We start from the raw sequence: 13,876 nt of genomic DNA, 5'->3' as shown, positions 1-13,876 counted from the left end.
GCACGATGTCGGCCTGGCAGCAGCGACAGCACCTGCAGCAGGCGATCGCACGCCAGCCCGGCGATTTCGTCGCCTGGGTGATGCTGGCCGACCTGGAACTGGAAGCCGGCGACATTGCCGCCGGCGAGCAGGCCGCACGACGTGCGCTGCAGCTGCGCCCGAACCACCCCGAAGCACTGGCACGGCTGGGTCGCGTGGCCTGGATGGCCGGCGCGCATGCCGACGCGGCCAGGCTGCTTGGCCAGGCCTCGGCACTGGCCCCGCAGCACCCGGGCATCGCGCTGTGGCTGGGCCATGCACTGGAAGATGCCGACGATGCCGAAGGCGCGGCGGCGGCCTATCGCCGCGCACATACGCTGATGCCGGACGAACCCTACATCGCCGCCCAGCGCCTGGCCTGGCAGCGGCGCCTGTGCGACTGGCAGGACGTGGACGCGCTGGCCACGCAGGTACGTGCCGCGCTCGCTTCCGGTCAGGGCGCGGTGGAGCCGTTCGCCTTCCTCAGCGAAGACGCCAGCGCTGCCGAGCAGCTGGCCTGCGCACGTGCGCGCGCCTCGCTGATCGCCGCCTCGGTTCGGCCCTTGCCGGCGGCAACGGTACGCGCGCGCGGCCCATTGCGCGTCGGTTTCCTCTCCAATGGCTTCGGCGCCCACCCCACCGGGCTGCTGACCGTGGCCCTGCTCGAACACCTGCGTCATGACCCGGCGCTGCAGCTGCACCTGTTCGCGTTGAACCGCGCCGATGGCAGCCGCATCCGCGATCGCCTGCAGGCCGCGACCCGGCTGCATGAGGTAGCCGCACTACGGCATGCCGACATCGCAGCCCGCATCCGCGCACAGGGCATCGACCTGCTGTTCGACCTGCGCGGCTGGGGCGGCGGCGGCACGCCCGAGGTGCTGGCAATGCGCCCGGCCCCGCTGCAGCTGAACTGGCTGGCCTACCCCGGCACATCAGGTGCACGCTGGCTGGATGCCGTGGTCGCCGACGAATTCGTGCTGCCCGCATCGCTGGAACCTCACTTCAGCGAACGCGTCCTGCGCCTGCCACGCGCCTTCCAGCCCTCGGACAACACCCGCGTAGTGGAACCGGCGCCGTCCCGCGCCGAATGCGGGCTGCCCGAACACGGCGTGGTGTTCTGCTGCTTCAACAACAGCTACAAGCTCAACCCACGCAGCATGGGCCGCGCCTTCGCAGTGCTGCAGGCCGTGCCCGGCAGCGTGCTGTGGCTGCTGTCCGGCCCCGGCCAGGCCGACGCCCGCCTGCGCACCGCCGCGCAGGCGGCCGGCCTGGACCCGGCCCGCCTGGTGTTCATGGCCAAGCTGCCGCATCCACAGTACCTGGCCCGCTATCAGCTGGCCGACCTGTTCCTCGACACCCATCCCTACAATGCGCACACCACCGCCTCCGATGCGCTGTGGGCCGGCTGCCCGATACTGACCTGCCCGGGCGACACCTTCGCCGCGCGCGTGGCCGGCAGCCTCAATCATCATCTGGGGCTGGCCCGGATGAATGTCGCCGACGACGCGGCGTTCATCGCCACCGCCAGCGCGCTGGGCAATGACCCTGCGGCACTGGCCGCGCTGCGTGCCGAGCTGGCGCAGGCGCGCGACCGCAGTGGACTGTTCGACATGGCCGGGTTTGCCCGCGACCTGTCGGCGCTGCTGCAGCAGCTGGCAGGTGAACAGGGCTGGCAGGGTGTCGACAATACCTGAGCGATCCCTGCGTTACGCTCGGGCTTCCTCCACGTCTGGTGTGATGATGGCCAAGCTCAAGCGCAAGGACTACGACGAACTGCTGCTGCCGCTGCAGCTGGAACTGACCGCGATGGCGCGTTGGGTGCAGCACAGCGGGCAACGCCTGCTGGTGCTGTTCGAAGGACGGGATACGGCAGGCAAGGGCGGCGCGATCCAGGCCATCAGCCAGCATCTCAACCCGCGCCAATGCAGGGTGGTGGCACTGCCCAAGCCTACCGACCGCGAAGCCACGCAGTGGTATTTCCAGCGTTACGCCTCGCATCTTCCCGCCGCCGGCGAGATCGTGCTGATGGACCGCAGCTGGTACAACCGCGCCGGCGTCGAGCGGGTGATGGGCTACTGCAGCGAGACCGAGTACCAGCAGTTCCTGCGCCAGGCGCCGGTGTTCGAACAGCTGCTGGTGGATGACGGCATCCTGCTGTTCAAGTACTGGCTGTGCGTGGACCAGGAGCAGCAGGAGAAGCGCTTCGCCGAGCGCCATCTCGATCCGCTGAAGGGCTGGAAGCTGTCCCCGGTCGACCTGAAATCGCGCAGCAAGTACAGCGCCTATACCGAAGCCCGCGAGGCGATGCTGCGCGCGACGCATCGCGAGGCGGCGCCGTGGACGCTGGTGGATTTCAACGACCAGCGGCTGGGGCGACTGACCCTGGTGCGCAACCTGCTGGACCGGTTGCCGGACACGCGGGTCGATGCGCCGTTGCCGGAGCTGCCGAAGCTGAAGGGCAAGCTGCATCGCGAGCACTACGATGTACTGAAGCCGATCGAGGAGTTCCCGGTCGAGGAATAGGGTTGTTCGGCAGGGTCGCACCCTGCACCTGCTCAACGCAACGGCAACGGCAACAGCAACAGCGGGCTATCCGCGGGATGGCGGGGCGGTGTGGGTGGGCAGGACACGCCGTAGACCCGTCCATGGGGGCTCGATGGCGCCATCCATGGCGCCAACGGTCCTGCCCACCCACACCGCCCCACCTCTGACAGATCCCTGCGGCTGTTGGTGGGTGTCGACCTTGGTCGACACATCTGTCAGATATCGAGATTCATTTGGGGTCAGATCCGTTTTCCTTCGGAAAACGGATCTGACCCCATGCCGTCCCGACAGATCGCGGAAATCTGTCGAAGGCGGGGTGGGTCCGGTTGCGGGGGCGTGAGCCGCATGGATGCGGCGACCGAGCTTACATGGACGTACTTGCAGCGGCCCCCGCAACCGGACCCAGCCCGCCATCCCTCAGGAGACCCGCCTTTGCTTCGGCTGTTGCCGTTGCCGTTGCTCTGGCCTCCACGGGTGCAGGGCCGCAGGCCCTGCCGACCAACCCATTACTTGGCAGCCGCGATCTGCTTTTCGATGTCGGCGGCGGTCACCGGGCCAAGGAAGGTGTGCGCCAGCTTGCCCTGCGGATCCAGCAGATGCGTCAACGGCAGGCCTCGCGGCGTGGAGAAGTCCGCCGGCGGATCGAACGGGTCCACGATCACGATCGGATAGGTCACCGGATGCTTGGTCAGGAACGACTGCATTTCCGGCACTTCGATGTCCTCGTAGGCCAGGCCGACCACTTCGATGTTGCTGCGCATCGCATGCAGCGCCGACAGCTCGGGCATTTCCTTGCGGCACGGGGCGCACCAGGTCGCCCAGAAGTTCACCACCACCCACTTGCCGCGATGCGCGGCCAGGTCGTAGTCGCTGCCATCCACCGCCTTCATCTTCAGCGTCGGGAACTCGGCGGTAGTGCGCTCGGCCGGGGTTTCCTCGACCGGCGCCGGAGTGGTCGGCGTCGGCGCCTGTGCCGGCGGCTGGCTGCTCGCCGGGGCTGGCTCCTGGGCCGGCTTGCAGGCCGCCAGGGCCAGCAGCAGGGTCAACGGGAGCAGCAGCGGCAACGGGGTCTTGCGGGTCATGGCATGTCTCCGGAATCGGTGTAGATGTCGCTGACCTTGCGCTTGAGGCGTTCACGCAGGGGCAGTCGCAGATCGTCCAGCGCCGCCAATGCGGCACGGCCCAGGCTGTCGTCGCGGTACGGCAGGTGCTGCTCGGCTACCGGGATGCGCAGCTGGGTGCATTCGTACAGATCGGCCAGGCTGACCTGGTCCAGGTCGCGCGCGAGCAGCCACTCGCCGCGTTCATCGCGGCGCAGCAGGCCGATCGCCTGCAGGTTGCAGGCCAGATCCTGCAGCAGCGAGTCGGTCAGCAGCGGTTCCAGGCGCAGGATTTCATCGTCAGCCAGGCCCTTGCCCTTGGCACGGGCATGGTGGAAACGACCGAGCAGGCGCAGCAGGCCGTAGAACTCGTACCCCGGCGGCAGGCGCAGTTCAACCGGCTGGTAGCGGAAGGCCGCCATCGATGAGGCCAGCGACGCGCCCAGCAGCACCGCCACCCAGCACAGGTAGATCCACAGCAGCAGGATCGGCACGAAGGCCACCGTGCCATACAGCTTCTGGTAGGACTGGAAGCTGCCCAGATAGGCGCCGATGCCCCACTTCACCAGCTCCAGGATGACCGCCGCCAGGATCGCGCCAGGCACAGCGTGCCGCCATTTCACCGTGTGATGCGGTACCACCCGGAACATCAGCGTGATGCAGACGAACTCGATCAGGATCGGTGCCAGCCGCAGCGCCAGCTCGGCCAACCAACGGCCCTCCTGGGTACCGAACAACGGCATGGCGAACACCCGCGCCGATACCGCAAGCGATGCGGCGGCGAGCATCGCGCCCAGGGTCAGTACGGTCCAATAGACCAGGAAGCGGGTCAGCTTGGGCCGGGTCGAGCCGACCCGCCAGATCTGGTTGAAGGTCTCTTCCACGCTGTTGAGCGTGATCAGCAGTGAGACCACCAGTGCAATGAAGCCGGCCGCCGTCAGCTGGCCGGCACTGGCCGAGAACTGCCGCAGGTAGCCCTCGGCCGCACGCGCTGCGGAGGGCACGAAGTTGGAGAACACGTAGTCGCTGAGCTGATCGCTCCAACGGTCGAAGACGGGGAAGGCCGACAGCACACCGAATACCACGATCGCCAGCGGCACCAGCGCGAACACCGTGGTGTACGCCAGCGCCGCCGCTGCCTGGAACAGGCGGTCGTCGAGGAAGCGATGCCACAGGAAGCGGCCGAAACTGATGGCCCGTGCGCGATCCCGCGCGCGCTCCATCCACAGGTTGAGCGTATCCAAAGGTTCCATCGGCGAAAGGGTACCCGATGCGGAATGCTCGCAGGATAGCCATACTGGTAGCCACACGACGAGGAGAAGCGGGCACGATGGGCGAGATTCTGGTGCTGTACTACAGCCGGGGCGGTTCGGTGGCACGGCTGGCGCGCCAGATCGCGCGGGGCATCGGCGAAGTGCCGGGCATGACCGCGCGCCTGCGCACGGTACCGCCGGTGGCCGCCGTGACCCAGACCGCACAGCCGCCGGTACCCGACGATGGCGCCCCCTATGTGAGCGTGCAGGACCTGGTCGAATGCCAGGGCCTGCTGCTCGGCAGCCCCACCCGCTTCGGCAACATGGCCGCGCCGGTCAAGCACTTCCTGGACGGGTTGGGCGCCGAATGGGTCAATGGCACCCTGTCCGGCAAGCCGGCCGGCGTGTTCACTTCCACCGCATCCATGCATGGCGGCCAGGAATCGACCCTGCTGTCGATGCAGGTGCCACTGCTGCACCACGGCTGCGTGATCGTCGGCATCCCGTTTACCGAACCGGCGCTGAGCCACACCACCAGTGGCGGCACGCCGTATGGCGCCAGCCACGTGGCCGGCGCCGCCGACGACCCGCAGCCGACCGACGACGAAGCCGTGCTGGCGCGCGCGCTGGGGCGCCGGGTGGCCGACATCGCGCAGCGGTTGGCCCGATGAGCCGCACGCCGCGCACGGTGCTGCTGCTGGCCCTGATGGGGCTGGCCGCGCTGTTCGCAGGCTGGTTCATCAATGACAAGCACTGGCTGGCGACCCAGCTGGTGTTCACCGCACCACCGCTGGCACTGGCCGTTGCCCTGCGCCTGGGCTGGAGCAAGGCCGGCTTCTGGGCCTCGGTGCTGGCCCTGGGCTGGTTCAGCCACGGCGTGATGAGCGCCTGGAGCCACCCGGAGACGCGCTGGCTGGCGCTGATCGAGATCGCGCTGGCGCTGCTGGTGATCTTCAGCGCCAGCCTGCCCGGCCTGCGCGCACGCTTCGGCAAGCGACGCTGACGCTGCGGCCGCAGGGCCGTATCATCTGCATTCCTGGCCCCGCGCCGCAGTACCTGTCCTGGTTTCGCGCATGCACATGATGGAAGAGCTCCTGGTCGTCACCACCGGTGGCACGATCGACAAGATCTATTTCGACGACAAGTCGGACTACCAGATCGGCGATCCGCAGATCGGCATGATCCTGCGCGAGCTGGGCGTGACGTTCCGCTTCAACGTGATTCCGATCCTGCGCAAGGATTCGCTGCACATCAACGATGAGGACCGCGAACTGATCCGCGCCACCATTGCCGCGCAGCCGACCCGGCACGTGCTGGTGACCCACGGCACCGATTCGATGGTGCAGACCGGCAAGGTGCTGGCGACGATCCCGGACAAGACCATCGTGATGACCGGTGCGCTGAGCCCGGCACGCTTCCGCGGCTCGGATGCGGAGTTCAACATCGGTTGTGCGATCGGTGCGGTGCAGTCGCTGCCGAGCGGCGTGTACATCGCGATGAACGGGCGGATTTTCGACCCGCAGCACGTGCGCAAGAACGTGGCGGCGAACCGCTTCGAGTCGGTCTGAGGAACAGCGTGCCGACCAAGGTCGGCACCCACCCAGACAAAAACGCCCCGGCCGAAGCCAGGGCGTGCCCTTGGAGAGGGACTTGGGCTCAGTACTGGGCGTTGAGGGTCAAGCCCGAGAAGGTGCTGTACGCCTTCACCCGCACATACCAGGTGCCGGCGGCAGGGCTGTTGATGGTGCAGGTCTCGCTGTTGCCGCTCAGGTACGGACGGCAGGTGTAGGTGGTATCGGTCGGGGCACTGCCCTGGCGCACGTACAGGTCGGCATCACCGCTGCCGCCACTGATCACCACGCGCAGCTGGGTGCTGCCGGCAGGAACGGCGACGGTATAGTTCAGCTCGGCACCGGTCGCGGCGCCCAGGCCGGTCACCGGCACGTTGTTCTGCAGCACGTTGCCGCCCGGGTTCGGGCCACCGCCATTGATCGCCGCGGCCACGGCCGCGTTGGCGTCGACGATGCCGGCGCCGCAGCCACCCGAGCACGCGCCCGGCAGCGGGCGTGCGGTGCTCTTGATGATGCTTTCGACCTGCGCCGGACTCAGCGGGCTCGGCGCCACCGACTGCATCAGTGCCACCACGCCGGCCACATGCGGCGCCGCCATCGAAGTGCCGTTGTAGGACGCATAGGTGGCGCTGCCCGGCGTGGTGGTGCCGGTGTTGAGGGTGGACAGGATGCTCTGGCCCGGGCCGGAAATGTCGATGCCGGCACCATAGTTGGAGAAGCTGGCACGCGCACCGGCCGAGGTCGTGGCCGCCACCGCGATCACGTTCGCGCAGTTGGCCGGCACCGACGAGGACACGTTGGTGTTGCTGTTGCCGGCGGCGACCACCACGGTGGTGCCGCGGCTGACCGCGCCGTTGATCGCATTCTGGTAGGTGGCCGAGCAGGTGCCGCCACCACCCAGCGACATGTTGATGACTTCGGCCGGGTTGGCATTGGCCGGCACGCCACTGACGGTGCCGCCGGAGGCCCACACGATCGCGTCGGCGATGTCGGAGGTGTAACCGCCGCACTTGCCCAGCACGCGCACCGGGACGACCTTGGCATTGAACGCAGTACCGGCCACGCCGGTGCTGTTGTTGGTCACCGCCGCCACGGTGCCGGCGACGTGGGTGCCGTGCCAGCTGGAGTTGGAGGCCGGGATGCCCGAGCCGCACTCGTTGGCGCCGTACCAGTCGCCTTCGTCGTTCGGGTTGTTGTCGCGGCCACCGCCATCACGTGCCATCGCGGCGTCGCTGATGAAGTCATAGCCGGGCAGGATGTTGGCGTTGAGATCGGGATGGTTGGTGATGCCGGTATCGATCACGGCCACCACCACGCCGGTGCCGGTGGCCTTGTCCCAGGCCGGCTGCACGTTGATCGACGCGTTGGAGGTACCGAAGCCCCACTGTTCGCTGAAGCGGGTGTCGTTCGGGGTCAGCGTCGCACGCATGATCTGGTCGACTTCGACGTATTCCACGTTCGGGTCGGCGGCGAGCTTGCGCATCAGCAGCTCGGATTCGGCCTGGTCGAGCGGGCGATCGGTCCTGACCAGGGTCGGGCCGACGGCCAGCTTGCGGACCTCCTGCAGGCCCAGCGCGCGGCCCTGGCTGCTGGCCAGGCCGGCAGCGGCACTCTTCAGCGAAGAAGCCAGTGCGGTGGTGTTGGCCACCGGCGCACTGCCGTCGCGGTACTTCACGATGAAGCGCTGGTGCGTCGGCGCGGACTGCAGGCCGCTGAGCTGGACGTCACCGGCCAGCGCAGGCGTGGCCAGCAGCAGCGATGACAGAACGGACGCACCAAGGACCACCCACACTCGACGCACACGCGGTTGCGTTACCTGGGACATCGTATTTCCCTTTCTAGTGGTGTGAATGCCGGAATCGGCAGAAGCACCGGCCCGAACCCAGGGCTGGCTTGCGTTGGCGAGGTTCGAAGACCGGTGAGTCAGCGGATCCCCCTAACGATCCGCCGTGCAGATGACGCTAAAGACCAAAACCGGACACCACAAGATTTTCAGCGTCTTTTCAGCAAGATGAAATGTTCGTTCTGAGACTTCTCGGGTCGAGGGTTTGTGAAGGTGAAGGAACTTTCTCGTACCCTGCACGCACCTGACTGGGTCATCACGTGTCCTGCGATGACTTTGCCGACATCGGCGTCCACTGATTCGGGGTCAGATCCCTTTTCCATGGGAAAGGGATCTGACCCCCAGGCCCATAACGCAGAAAGCCCGTCACGGGGACGGGCTTTCCAGAGGAGCCGCCGGGCATGGCCCGGCGCTACCCGTTCAACGCGGGCGATCAGCCCAGCTTGACCAGCCAGTTGTGGCGGTCCGGCAGGCGGCCGTACTGGATGTCGGTCAGTTCCTTACGCAGCGACATGGTCACTTCGCCGGCCGGCGCGTTGATGTCGCCCACCGAGAAGCCCTCGCCCTTCAGCTGGCCGATCGGGGTGACCACTGCCGCGGTGCCACAGGCAAACACTTCGCTGATCGCACCGGAGGCCACGCCGTCCTTCCACTCGTCGATGCTGACCTTGCGCTCTTCGACCTTCATGCCACGGTCGCGGGCCAGCTGCAGGATGCTCTCGCGGGTGATGCCCTCAAGGATGCTGCCGGACAGTTCCGGGGTGACCAGCGTGCCGTCCTTGTAGACCAGGAACACGTTCATGCCACCCAGTTCTTCCAGGTACTTGCCCTCGACCGGGTCGAGGAACAGCACCTGCGAGCAGCCCTGTGCCTGCGCCTTCTGCTGCGGCAGCAGCGAGGCGGCGTAGTTGCCACCGCACTTGGCCGCACCGGTGCCGCCCTTGGCCGCACGTGCGTACTCCGTCGACAGCCAGATCGACACCGGAGCGACGCCCTTGGCGAAGTACGGGCCGGCCGGGCTGGCGATGACGTAGTAGCCGGCCTTGTGCGCGCCGCGCACGCCGAGGAAGGCTTCGTCGCCGATCATGAACGGACGGAAGTACAGGCTCGACTCATCGGCCGACGGCACCCAGGCGCTGTCGACGGCAATCAGCTGCTTCAGCGATTCGACGAAGATCTCCACCGGCAGTTCCGGCAGCGCCAGGCGCTGCGCCGAACGCTGCAGGCGACGGCCATTGGCGTCGGGGCGGAAGGTCCAGATCGAACCGTCGGCGTGGCGGTAGGCCTTGATGCCTTCGAAGATTTCCTGGCCGTAGTGCAGGACTGCCGCGGCCGGGTCCAGCTGCAGCGGGCCGTAGGCACGCACGTTGGCGTTGTGCCAGCCGGCATCCTTGTCCCAGCGCACTTCCACCATGTGATCGGTGAAGTGCAGGCCGAAGCCCGGCTTCTCCAGGATCTTGGCGCGCTCTTCAGCGCTGCGCGGGTGGTCCGAACGGGTGACGGCGAAGCTGGGAATGGACTGGGACACCGGAGGATTCCTGTTCTGGTTGCGGGTAGTGCCGGGCCCGCGTCACTGCGGGCCCTGGGTCAAAGCATGCCGGTCTCGAGCCGCGCCGCCTCGGACATCATGTGCTGGTTCCACGGCGGGTCGAACACCAGGTCGACGTCGGCCTCGGCCACCGTCGGGATCATTTCGAGCTTGCTGCGCACGTCGTCGACCAGGATCTCGCCCATGCCGCAGCCCGGGGCGGTCAGGGTCATCTTCACGTCGATCTCGCGCTTGCCTTCGTCCAGGTGCTTGATCTCGACTTCATAGACCAGGCCCAGTTCAACGATGTTGACCGGAATTTCCGGGTCGAAGCAGGTGCGCAGCTGCTGCCACACCAGCTGTTCCACCTGCTCATCGGTGGCGTCGGCCGGCAGCTCGAGCGGTGCCGGCGCCTCCTTGCCGATGGCGTCGCCGTCCTTGCCGGCGATGCGGAACAGGTTGCCCTCGACGAACACCGAATAACTGCCGCCCAGCGCCTGGGTGATGTACCCATAGCTGCCGGCAGGCAGGGTCACGGTATCGCCCTGCGGGACCATCACGGCCTCGCAATCGCGTTCGAAGTGGACAGGTTCGCTGCTACGGGAATACATGGGGACCGATATGGGGCCGTGGCCGGGGCCACGCAAGACGGCATTCTAGCCCAGCCGCCCCGGCACCGCCGGTGCACTGCGGCAAACCACAGTATCCTGTGGGTGATCTTCAGGGAGCTTCGATGTCCTCCAATGCCGCGCGTGCCAGGACCGTCACCTGGCTCTGGCCCCTCATGCTGTTGCTGGGTCTGCTTGTTGCTCCCCTCGCCTGGATGGTCCTGGCGCTGATGACCGGCCGGCAGGTCGGATGGATGGCGGTAGTGTCCGCCCTGGAACTGGTGTTCATGCTGCGCCTGGGCACACTGGGCCCGGGCCGGCTGCGCATCGCCCTGGTCGTGCTGGGCACCCTGCTGGTGGCCGCCGTGGCCAACTGGGCCATCGCCAGCGCCTGGATGGGCGGCTCGATCGGCCTGGACCTGTGGGACGCCACCACGCGGATGGGCCCGCACCTGGCCTGGACCCTGGTCACCCTGGCCAACGGCGCGATGGAATGGCTGTGGCTGGCCGTGGCCGTGGTCTTGGGCGCCTGGCTGGCGCGCTGAGCGCACCGGCAGGTAGTGCCGGCCGCTGGCCGGCAAAGGGGTCAGAGCCCATTCCTGCGGAAAGGGATCCGACCCCGGCCCTCAATGCCCGCCGTCGAGCGCCTTCAGCTCGCTCACCAGCGATGCGGCCGCTTCAGCGCCGTCGCCGTACAGCATGCGGGTGTTGTCAGCGTAGAACAGCGCATTCTCGATGCCGGCGAAGCCGGTGCCCTTGCCGCGCTTGATCACCACCACGTTGCGCGCATTGACCACATCCAGCACCGGCATGCCGTAGATCGGGCTGGCCGGATCAGTACGCGCGACCGGATTGACCACGTCGTTGGCACCGATCACCAGCACCACGTCGGTGTTGGCGAACTCCGGGTTGATGTCGTCCATGTCGGCGATCAGGTCGTAGGGCACACCCGCTTCGGCCAGCAGTACGTTCATGTGCCCGGGCATTCGCCCGGCGACCGGGTGGATGGCGAACTTCACCTTCACCCCGCGCTGGCCCAACCGCTGCGCCAGCTCCCATATCTTGTGCTGCGCCTGTGCCACGGCCATGCCGTAACCCGGCACGATCACCACGCGTTCGGCGTAGGCCATCATCGCCGCGACGTCCGAGGCTTCAATCGGCTTCTGCGCGCCGGTGATCGCCTGCGCTTCGCCACCGGCGCCTCCGCCGAAGTTGGAGAACAGCACGTTGCGGATCGGCCGGTTCATCGCCTTGGCCATCAGCCGGGTCAGCAGGATGCCGGCCGCGCCGACCATCATGCCGGCGATGATCAGCGCCTCGTTGCCCAGCACGTAGCCTTCGAACGACACCGCCAGGCCGGTGAATGCGTTGTACAGCGAGATCACCACCGGCATGTCGGCGCCACCGATCGGCAACGTCATCAGCACGCCCAGTGCCAGTGCCAGCACGAAGAAGGCGACGATCGCCCAGGTGTCGAGCGTGCTGGCCGCGATGATCGCCAGCACCACCACCGCCAGTGCCACCACCAGGTTCATCACCTGCTGGCCGGGCCAGGTCACGCGCTTGTCGAGGCGGCCATCGAGCTTGGCCCAGGCGATCACCGAGCCGGACAGCGACACCGCGCCGATCGCCGCACCAACCACCGCCAGCAGCAGCACCGTGCCCGACGGCTGGCGTGCGGCCAGGTCGGCCAGCGCCTGTGCGCTCCAGTGGCTGGTATCGCGGTTGGCCAGGAAGGCGTAGCGCAGCAGTTCCACCGCGCCGATCGCCGCCGCCGAGCCACCGCCCATGCCGTTGTACAGCGCCACCATCTGCGGCATGTCGGTGATGGCGACCTTGCCGGCCGACCACCAGGCCAGGCCCGCGCCCAGCAGCAGTGCCACCAGGATCAGCGGCACGTTGTGCAGTTCGGGCAGGAAGAAGGTCGCCGCAGTGGCCAGCAGCATGCCCAGCCCGGCCCAGCGGATGCCGCTGCGCGCGGTCAGTGGCGAAGCCATGCGCTGCAGGCCCAGCAGGAACAGCGTGGCGGCGACGAGGTAGCTGGCCTTGACCAGCCAGTCGAGCAGTTCGACGGTGCTGATGTTCAAGCCTGCGGCTCCTTCGGTTCGTCCTGGCCGCCCTTGGGCGCGCTCGGCTTGAACATTTCCAGCATGCGCGCGGTGACCACGTAGCCGCCGGCGGCATTGCCGGCACCGAGCACCACGGCGAGGAAGCCCAGCGCCTTCTCCAGCGGCGTCTGCGCATGCCCCAGCACCACCATCGCGCCGATCAGCACGATGCCGTGGATGAAGTTGGAGCCCGACATCAGCGGGGTGTGCAGGATCACCGGCACCCGCGAAATGATCACGTGGCCGGCGATGGCCGCCAGCATGAAGATGTACAGCGCCACGAACCCGTCACTCACTGGCAACGCTCCCGCTCTGTCTTCGTCGCCCCATCATAACCACGGGCTGAACCCGTGCGCACCCGGCGTCAACCGCGGCGGCGCTCACGCGTTGTCGATGGTGACCCCGAGCGAGGAACCGTACCCTGTGCTGGTGAGCAGCCCCCTCTCCCCGAGCGCCGAGACCGATGCCCTGCCGGCATCGCTGGAAGCGTTCCTGGCCAGCGTCGGCCCGCGAGCGTTCCGCTTCGCCGAGGCCGGCCTGCGCCAGCGCGAAGACGCCATGGATGCGGTGCAGGACGCGCTGCTGCGCATGCTGGATTACGCCGACAAGCCGGCCGCCGAATGGGCGCCGCTGTTCTGGAGCATCCTGCGCCGCCGGGTGATCGACATGCAGCGCCGGCGCCGCTTCCGCCTGCCGTTCTGGCGCGACAACCAGGACGCGGAAGGTGGCGAGATCGACTGGGCCGACCCCGGCCCGGACCCGGCGCAGGCGCATGAGCAGCGCCAGCAGTACCAGCAGCTGGTGGACGCATTGCGCACCCTGCCCGCTCGCCAGCGCGAAGCCTTCACCCTGCGCGTGCTGCAGGACCTGGACGGGGCCACCACTGCCCGCGCCATGGGCTGCAGCGAAGGCGCGGTAAAAACCCATCTGGCACGCGCCCGCCAGGCGCTGCAGGACTATCTGGAGATCCACCCGTGAACCGCTCCCTGCCTTCCGATGACACCCTGCGCAGCCTGCACGCGCAGTCGCTGCAGGCGCTGTCGCCGGCCACGCTGGCACGGCTGCGCCTGGCGCGCCACGGCGCCACGGCCGCCCATCGCGGACGCTGGCGCTGGTGGCTGGCCAGCGCCTGTTCACTGGTCGTGGCACTGGGCATTGGCCTGCAGTTCACCGGCCATGGCACGCTTGCGGGTCCGGCGCCGGCCCCCGTGCTTGCTTCAGTGGAAGACAACGGCGCGCTCTACGACGAGAATCCCGATCTGTACCTGTGGCTGGGCGATACCGACCTGGCGATGGAGTGAAT

At 67.8% G+C, this 13,876-nt stretch carries 15 protein-coding genes; 8 read left to right on the top strand and 7 right to left on the bottom strand.

Going from position 1 to position 13,876, the window contains the following annotated elements:
* Positions 1–5 precede the first annotated feature (5 nt).
* Positions 6–1,712, top strand: coding sequence for an O-linked N-acetylglucosamine transferase, SPINDLY family protein (locus ACUZUJ_RS03820; RefSeq protein WP_458220733.1), 1,707 nt, complete (start codon positions 6–8; stop codon positions 1,710–1,712).
* A 46-nt stretch (positions 1,713–1,758) separates the two neighbouring features.
* Entirely contained in the window at positions 1,759–2,541 is a 783-nt protein-coding gene (ppk2, locus tag ACUZUJ_RS03815; RefSeq protein WP_049445984.1) for a polyphosphate kinase 2, read from the top strand.
* 527 nt (positions 2,542–3,068) lie between these two features.
* On the opposite strand, the gene ACUZUJ_RS03810 is transcribed toward ppk2, so the two are convergent.
* Together ACUZUJ_RS03810 and ACUZUJ_RS03805 are read right to left on the bottom strand one after the other, a co-directional pair.
* Positions 3,069–3,644, bottom strand: coding sequence for a TlpA family protein disulfide reductase (locus ACUZUJ_RS03810; RefSeq protein ID WP_458220905.1), 576 nt, complete (start codon positions 3,642–3,644; stop codon positions 3,069–3,071).
* Positions 3,641–4,915, bottom strand: coding sequence for a YihY family inner membrane protein (locus ACUZUJ_RS03805; RefSeq protein WP_119007250.1), 1,275 nt, complete (start codon positions 4,913–4,915; stop codon positions 3,641–3,643). Before ACUZUJ_RS03805 ends, ACUZUJ_RS03810 begins: the two co-directional genes overlap by 4 nt.
* Before the next feature lie 77 nt (positions 4,916–4,992).
* Here ACUZUJ_RS03805 and wrbA point away from each other — a divergent pair, with 77 nt between their 5' ends.
* The 3 genes from wrbA to ACUZUJ_RS03790 all read left to right on the top strand — a co-directional run bounded on the left by wrbA (position 4,993) and on the right by ACUZUJ_RS03790 (position 6,483).
* Positions 4,993–5,586, top strand: a complete 594-nt coding sequence (gene wrbA / locus ACUZUJ_RS03800) for an NAD(P)H:quinone oxidoreductase (RefSeq protein ID WP_012510135.1) — start codon at positions 4,993–4,995, stop codon at positions 5,584–5,586.
* Positions 5,583–5,918 (top strand): DUF2069 domain-containing protein, encoded by a 336-nt coding sequence (locus ACUZUJ_RS03795; protein ID WP_458220906.1) that lies wholly within the window; start codon positions 5,583–5,585, stop codon positions 5,916–5,918. Before wrbA ends, ACUZUJ_RS03795 begins: the two co-directional genes overlap by 4 nt.
* A 79-nt stretch (positions 5,919–5,997) precedes the next feature.
* Positions 5,998–6,483 (top strand): asparaginase domain-containing protein, encoded by a 486-nt coding sequence (locus ACUZUJ_RS03790; RefSeq protein WP_010481766.1) that lies wholly within the window; start codon positions 5,998–6,000, stop codon positions 6,481–6,483.
* An 88-nt stretch (positions 6,484–6,571) separates the two neighbouring features.
* On the opposite strand, the gene expR is transcribed toward ACUZUJ_RS03790, so the two are convergent.
* The 3 genes from expR to sufT all read right to left on the bottom strand — a co-directional run bounded on the left by expR (position 6,572) and on the right by sufT (position 10,468).
* Positions 6,572–8,311, bottom strand: a complete 1,740-nt coding sequence (gene expR / locus ACUZUJ_RS03785) for a serine protease ExpR (protein ID WP_458220907.1) — start codon at positions 8,309–8,311, stop codon at positions 6,572–6,574.
* Between the two features lie 451 nt (positions 8,312–8,762).
* Complete coding sequence (locus ACUZUJ_RS03780) at positions 8,763–9,857, bottom strand: branched-chain amino acid aminotransferase (RefSeq protein ID WP_049443161.1); 1,095 nt, start codon at positions 9,855–9,857, stop codon at positions 8,763–8,765.
* A gap of 59 nt (positions 9,858–9,916) precedes the next feature.
* Entirely contained in the window at positions 9,917–10,468 is a 552-nt protein-coding gene (sufT, locus tag ACUZUJ_RS03775) for a putative Fe-S cluster assembly protein SufT (protein ID WP_005415385.1), read from the bottom strand.
* A gap of 122 nt (positions 10,469–10,590) precedes the next feature.
* On the opposite strand from sufT, the gene ACUZUJ_RS03770 reads away from it, so the two are divergent.
* On the top strand, positions 10,591–11,010 hold the full coding sequence (locus tag ACUZUJ_RS03770; RefSeq protein WP_049443160.1) for a hypothetical protein: 420 nt from the start codon (positions 10,591–10,593) through the stop codon (positions 11,008–11,010).
* An 81-nt stretch (positions 11,011–11,091) separates the two neighbouring features.
* Here ACUZUJ_RS03770 and ACUZUJ_RS03765 read toward each other — a convergent pair whose 3' ends face one another.
* Together ACUZUJ_RS03765 and ACUZUJ_RS03760 are read right to left on the bottom strand one after the other, a co-directional pair.
* Entirely contained in the window at positions 11,092–12,552 is a 1,461-nt protein-coding gene (locus ACUZUJ_RS03765; protein WP_101764962.1) for an NAD(P)(+) transhydrogenase (Re/Si-specific) subunit beta, read from the bottom strand.
* Positions 12,549–12,869 (bottom strand): NAD(P) transhydrogenase subunit alpha part 2, encoded by a 321-nt coding sequence (locus ACUZUJ_RS03760; RefSeq protein ID WP_019661150.1) that lies wholly within the window; start codon positions 12,867–12,869, stop codon positions 12,549–12,551. The genes ACUZUJ_RS03765 and ACUZUJ_RS03760 overlap by 4 nt, the downstream gene beginning before the upstream one ends.
* Before the next feature lie 97 nt (positions 12,870–12,966).
* Here ACUZUJ_RS03760 and ACUZUJ_RS03755 point away from each other — a divergent pair, with 97 nt between their 5' ends.
* A complete protein-coding gene (locus ACUZUJ_RS03755) occupies positions 12,967–13,551 on the top strand; it encodes an RNA polymerase sigma factor (RefSeq protein WP_080347455.1) in 585 nt (194 codons plus the stop codon).
* Positions 13,548–13,874 (top strand): hypothetical protein, encoded by a 327-nt coding sequence (locus ACUZUJ_RS03750; protein WP_014036067.1) that lies wholly within the window; start codon positions 13,548–13,550, stop codon positions 13,872–13,874. Before ACUZUJ_RS03755 ends, ACUZUJ_RS03750 begins: the two co-directional genes overlap by 4 nt.
* Positions 13,875–13,876: the final 2 nt, after the last annotated feature.

This window comes from Stenotrophomonas sp. S4 (assembly GCF_054187805.2).
Note: the sequence above shows the minus strand (reverse complement) of the source record. Positions and strands in the feature narration are given on the sequence as shown.

What these genes read in the sequence shown, in the direction of transcription:
- ACUZUJ_RS03820 (WP_458220733.1), top strand. Translation starts at nt 6, where the DNA reads ATGTCGGCCTGGCAGCAGCGACAGCACCTGCAGCAGGCGATCGCACGC.
- ppk2 (WP_049445984.1), top strand. Translation starts at nt 1,759, where the DNA reads ATGGCCAAGCTCAAGCGCAAGGACTACGACGAACTGCTGCTGCCGCTG.
- ACUZUJ_RS03810 (WP_458220905.1), bottom strand. Translation starts at nt 3,644, where the DNA reads ATGACCCGCAAGACCCCGTTGCCGCTGCTGCTCCCGTTGACCCTGCTG.
- ACUZUJ_RS03805 (WP_119007250.1), bottom strand. Translation starts at nt 4,915, where the DNA reads ATGGAACCTTTGGATACGCTCAACCTGTGGATGGAGCGCGCGCGGGAT.
- wrbA (WP_012510135.1), top strand. Translation starts at nt 4,993, where the DNA reads ATGGGCGAGATTCTGGTGCTGTACTACAGCCGGGGCGGTTCGGTGGCA.
- ACUZUJ_RS03795 (WP_458220906.1), top strand. Translation starts at nt 5,583, where the DNA reads ATGAGCCGCACGCCGCGCACGGTGCTGCTGCTGGCCCTGATGGGGCTG.
- ACUZUJ_RS03790 (WP_010481766.1), top strand. Translation starts at nt 5,998, where the DNA reads ATGGAAGAGCTCCTGGTCGTCACCACCGGTGGCACGATCGACAAGATC.
- expR (WP_458220907.1), bottom strand. Translation starts at nt 8,311, where the DNA reads ATGTCCCAGGTAACGCAACCGCGTGTGCGTCGAGTGTGGGTGGTCCTT.
- sufT (WP_005415385.1), bottom strand. Translation starts at nt 10,468, where the DNA reads ATGTATTCCCGTAGCAGCGAACCTGTCCACTTCGAACGCGATTGCGAG.
- ACUZUJ_RS03770 (WP_049443160.1), top strand. Translation starts at nt 10,591, where the DNA reads ATGTCCTCCAATGCCGCGCGTGCCAGGACCGTCACCTGGCTCTGGCCC.
- ACUZUJ_RS03755 (WP_080347455.1), top strand. Translation starts at nt 12,967, where the DNA reads ATGGTGACCCCGAGCGAGGAACCGTACCCTGTGCTGGTGAGCAGCCCC.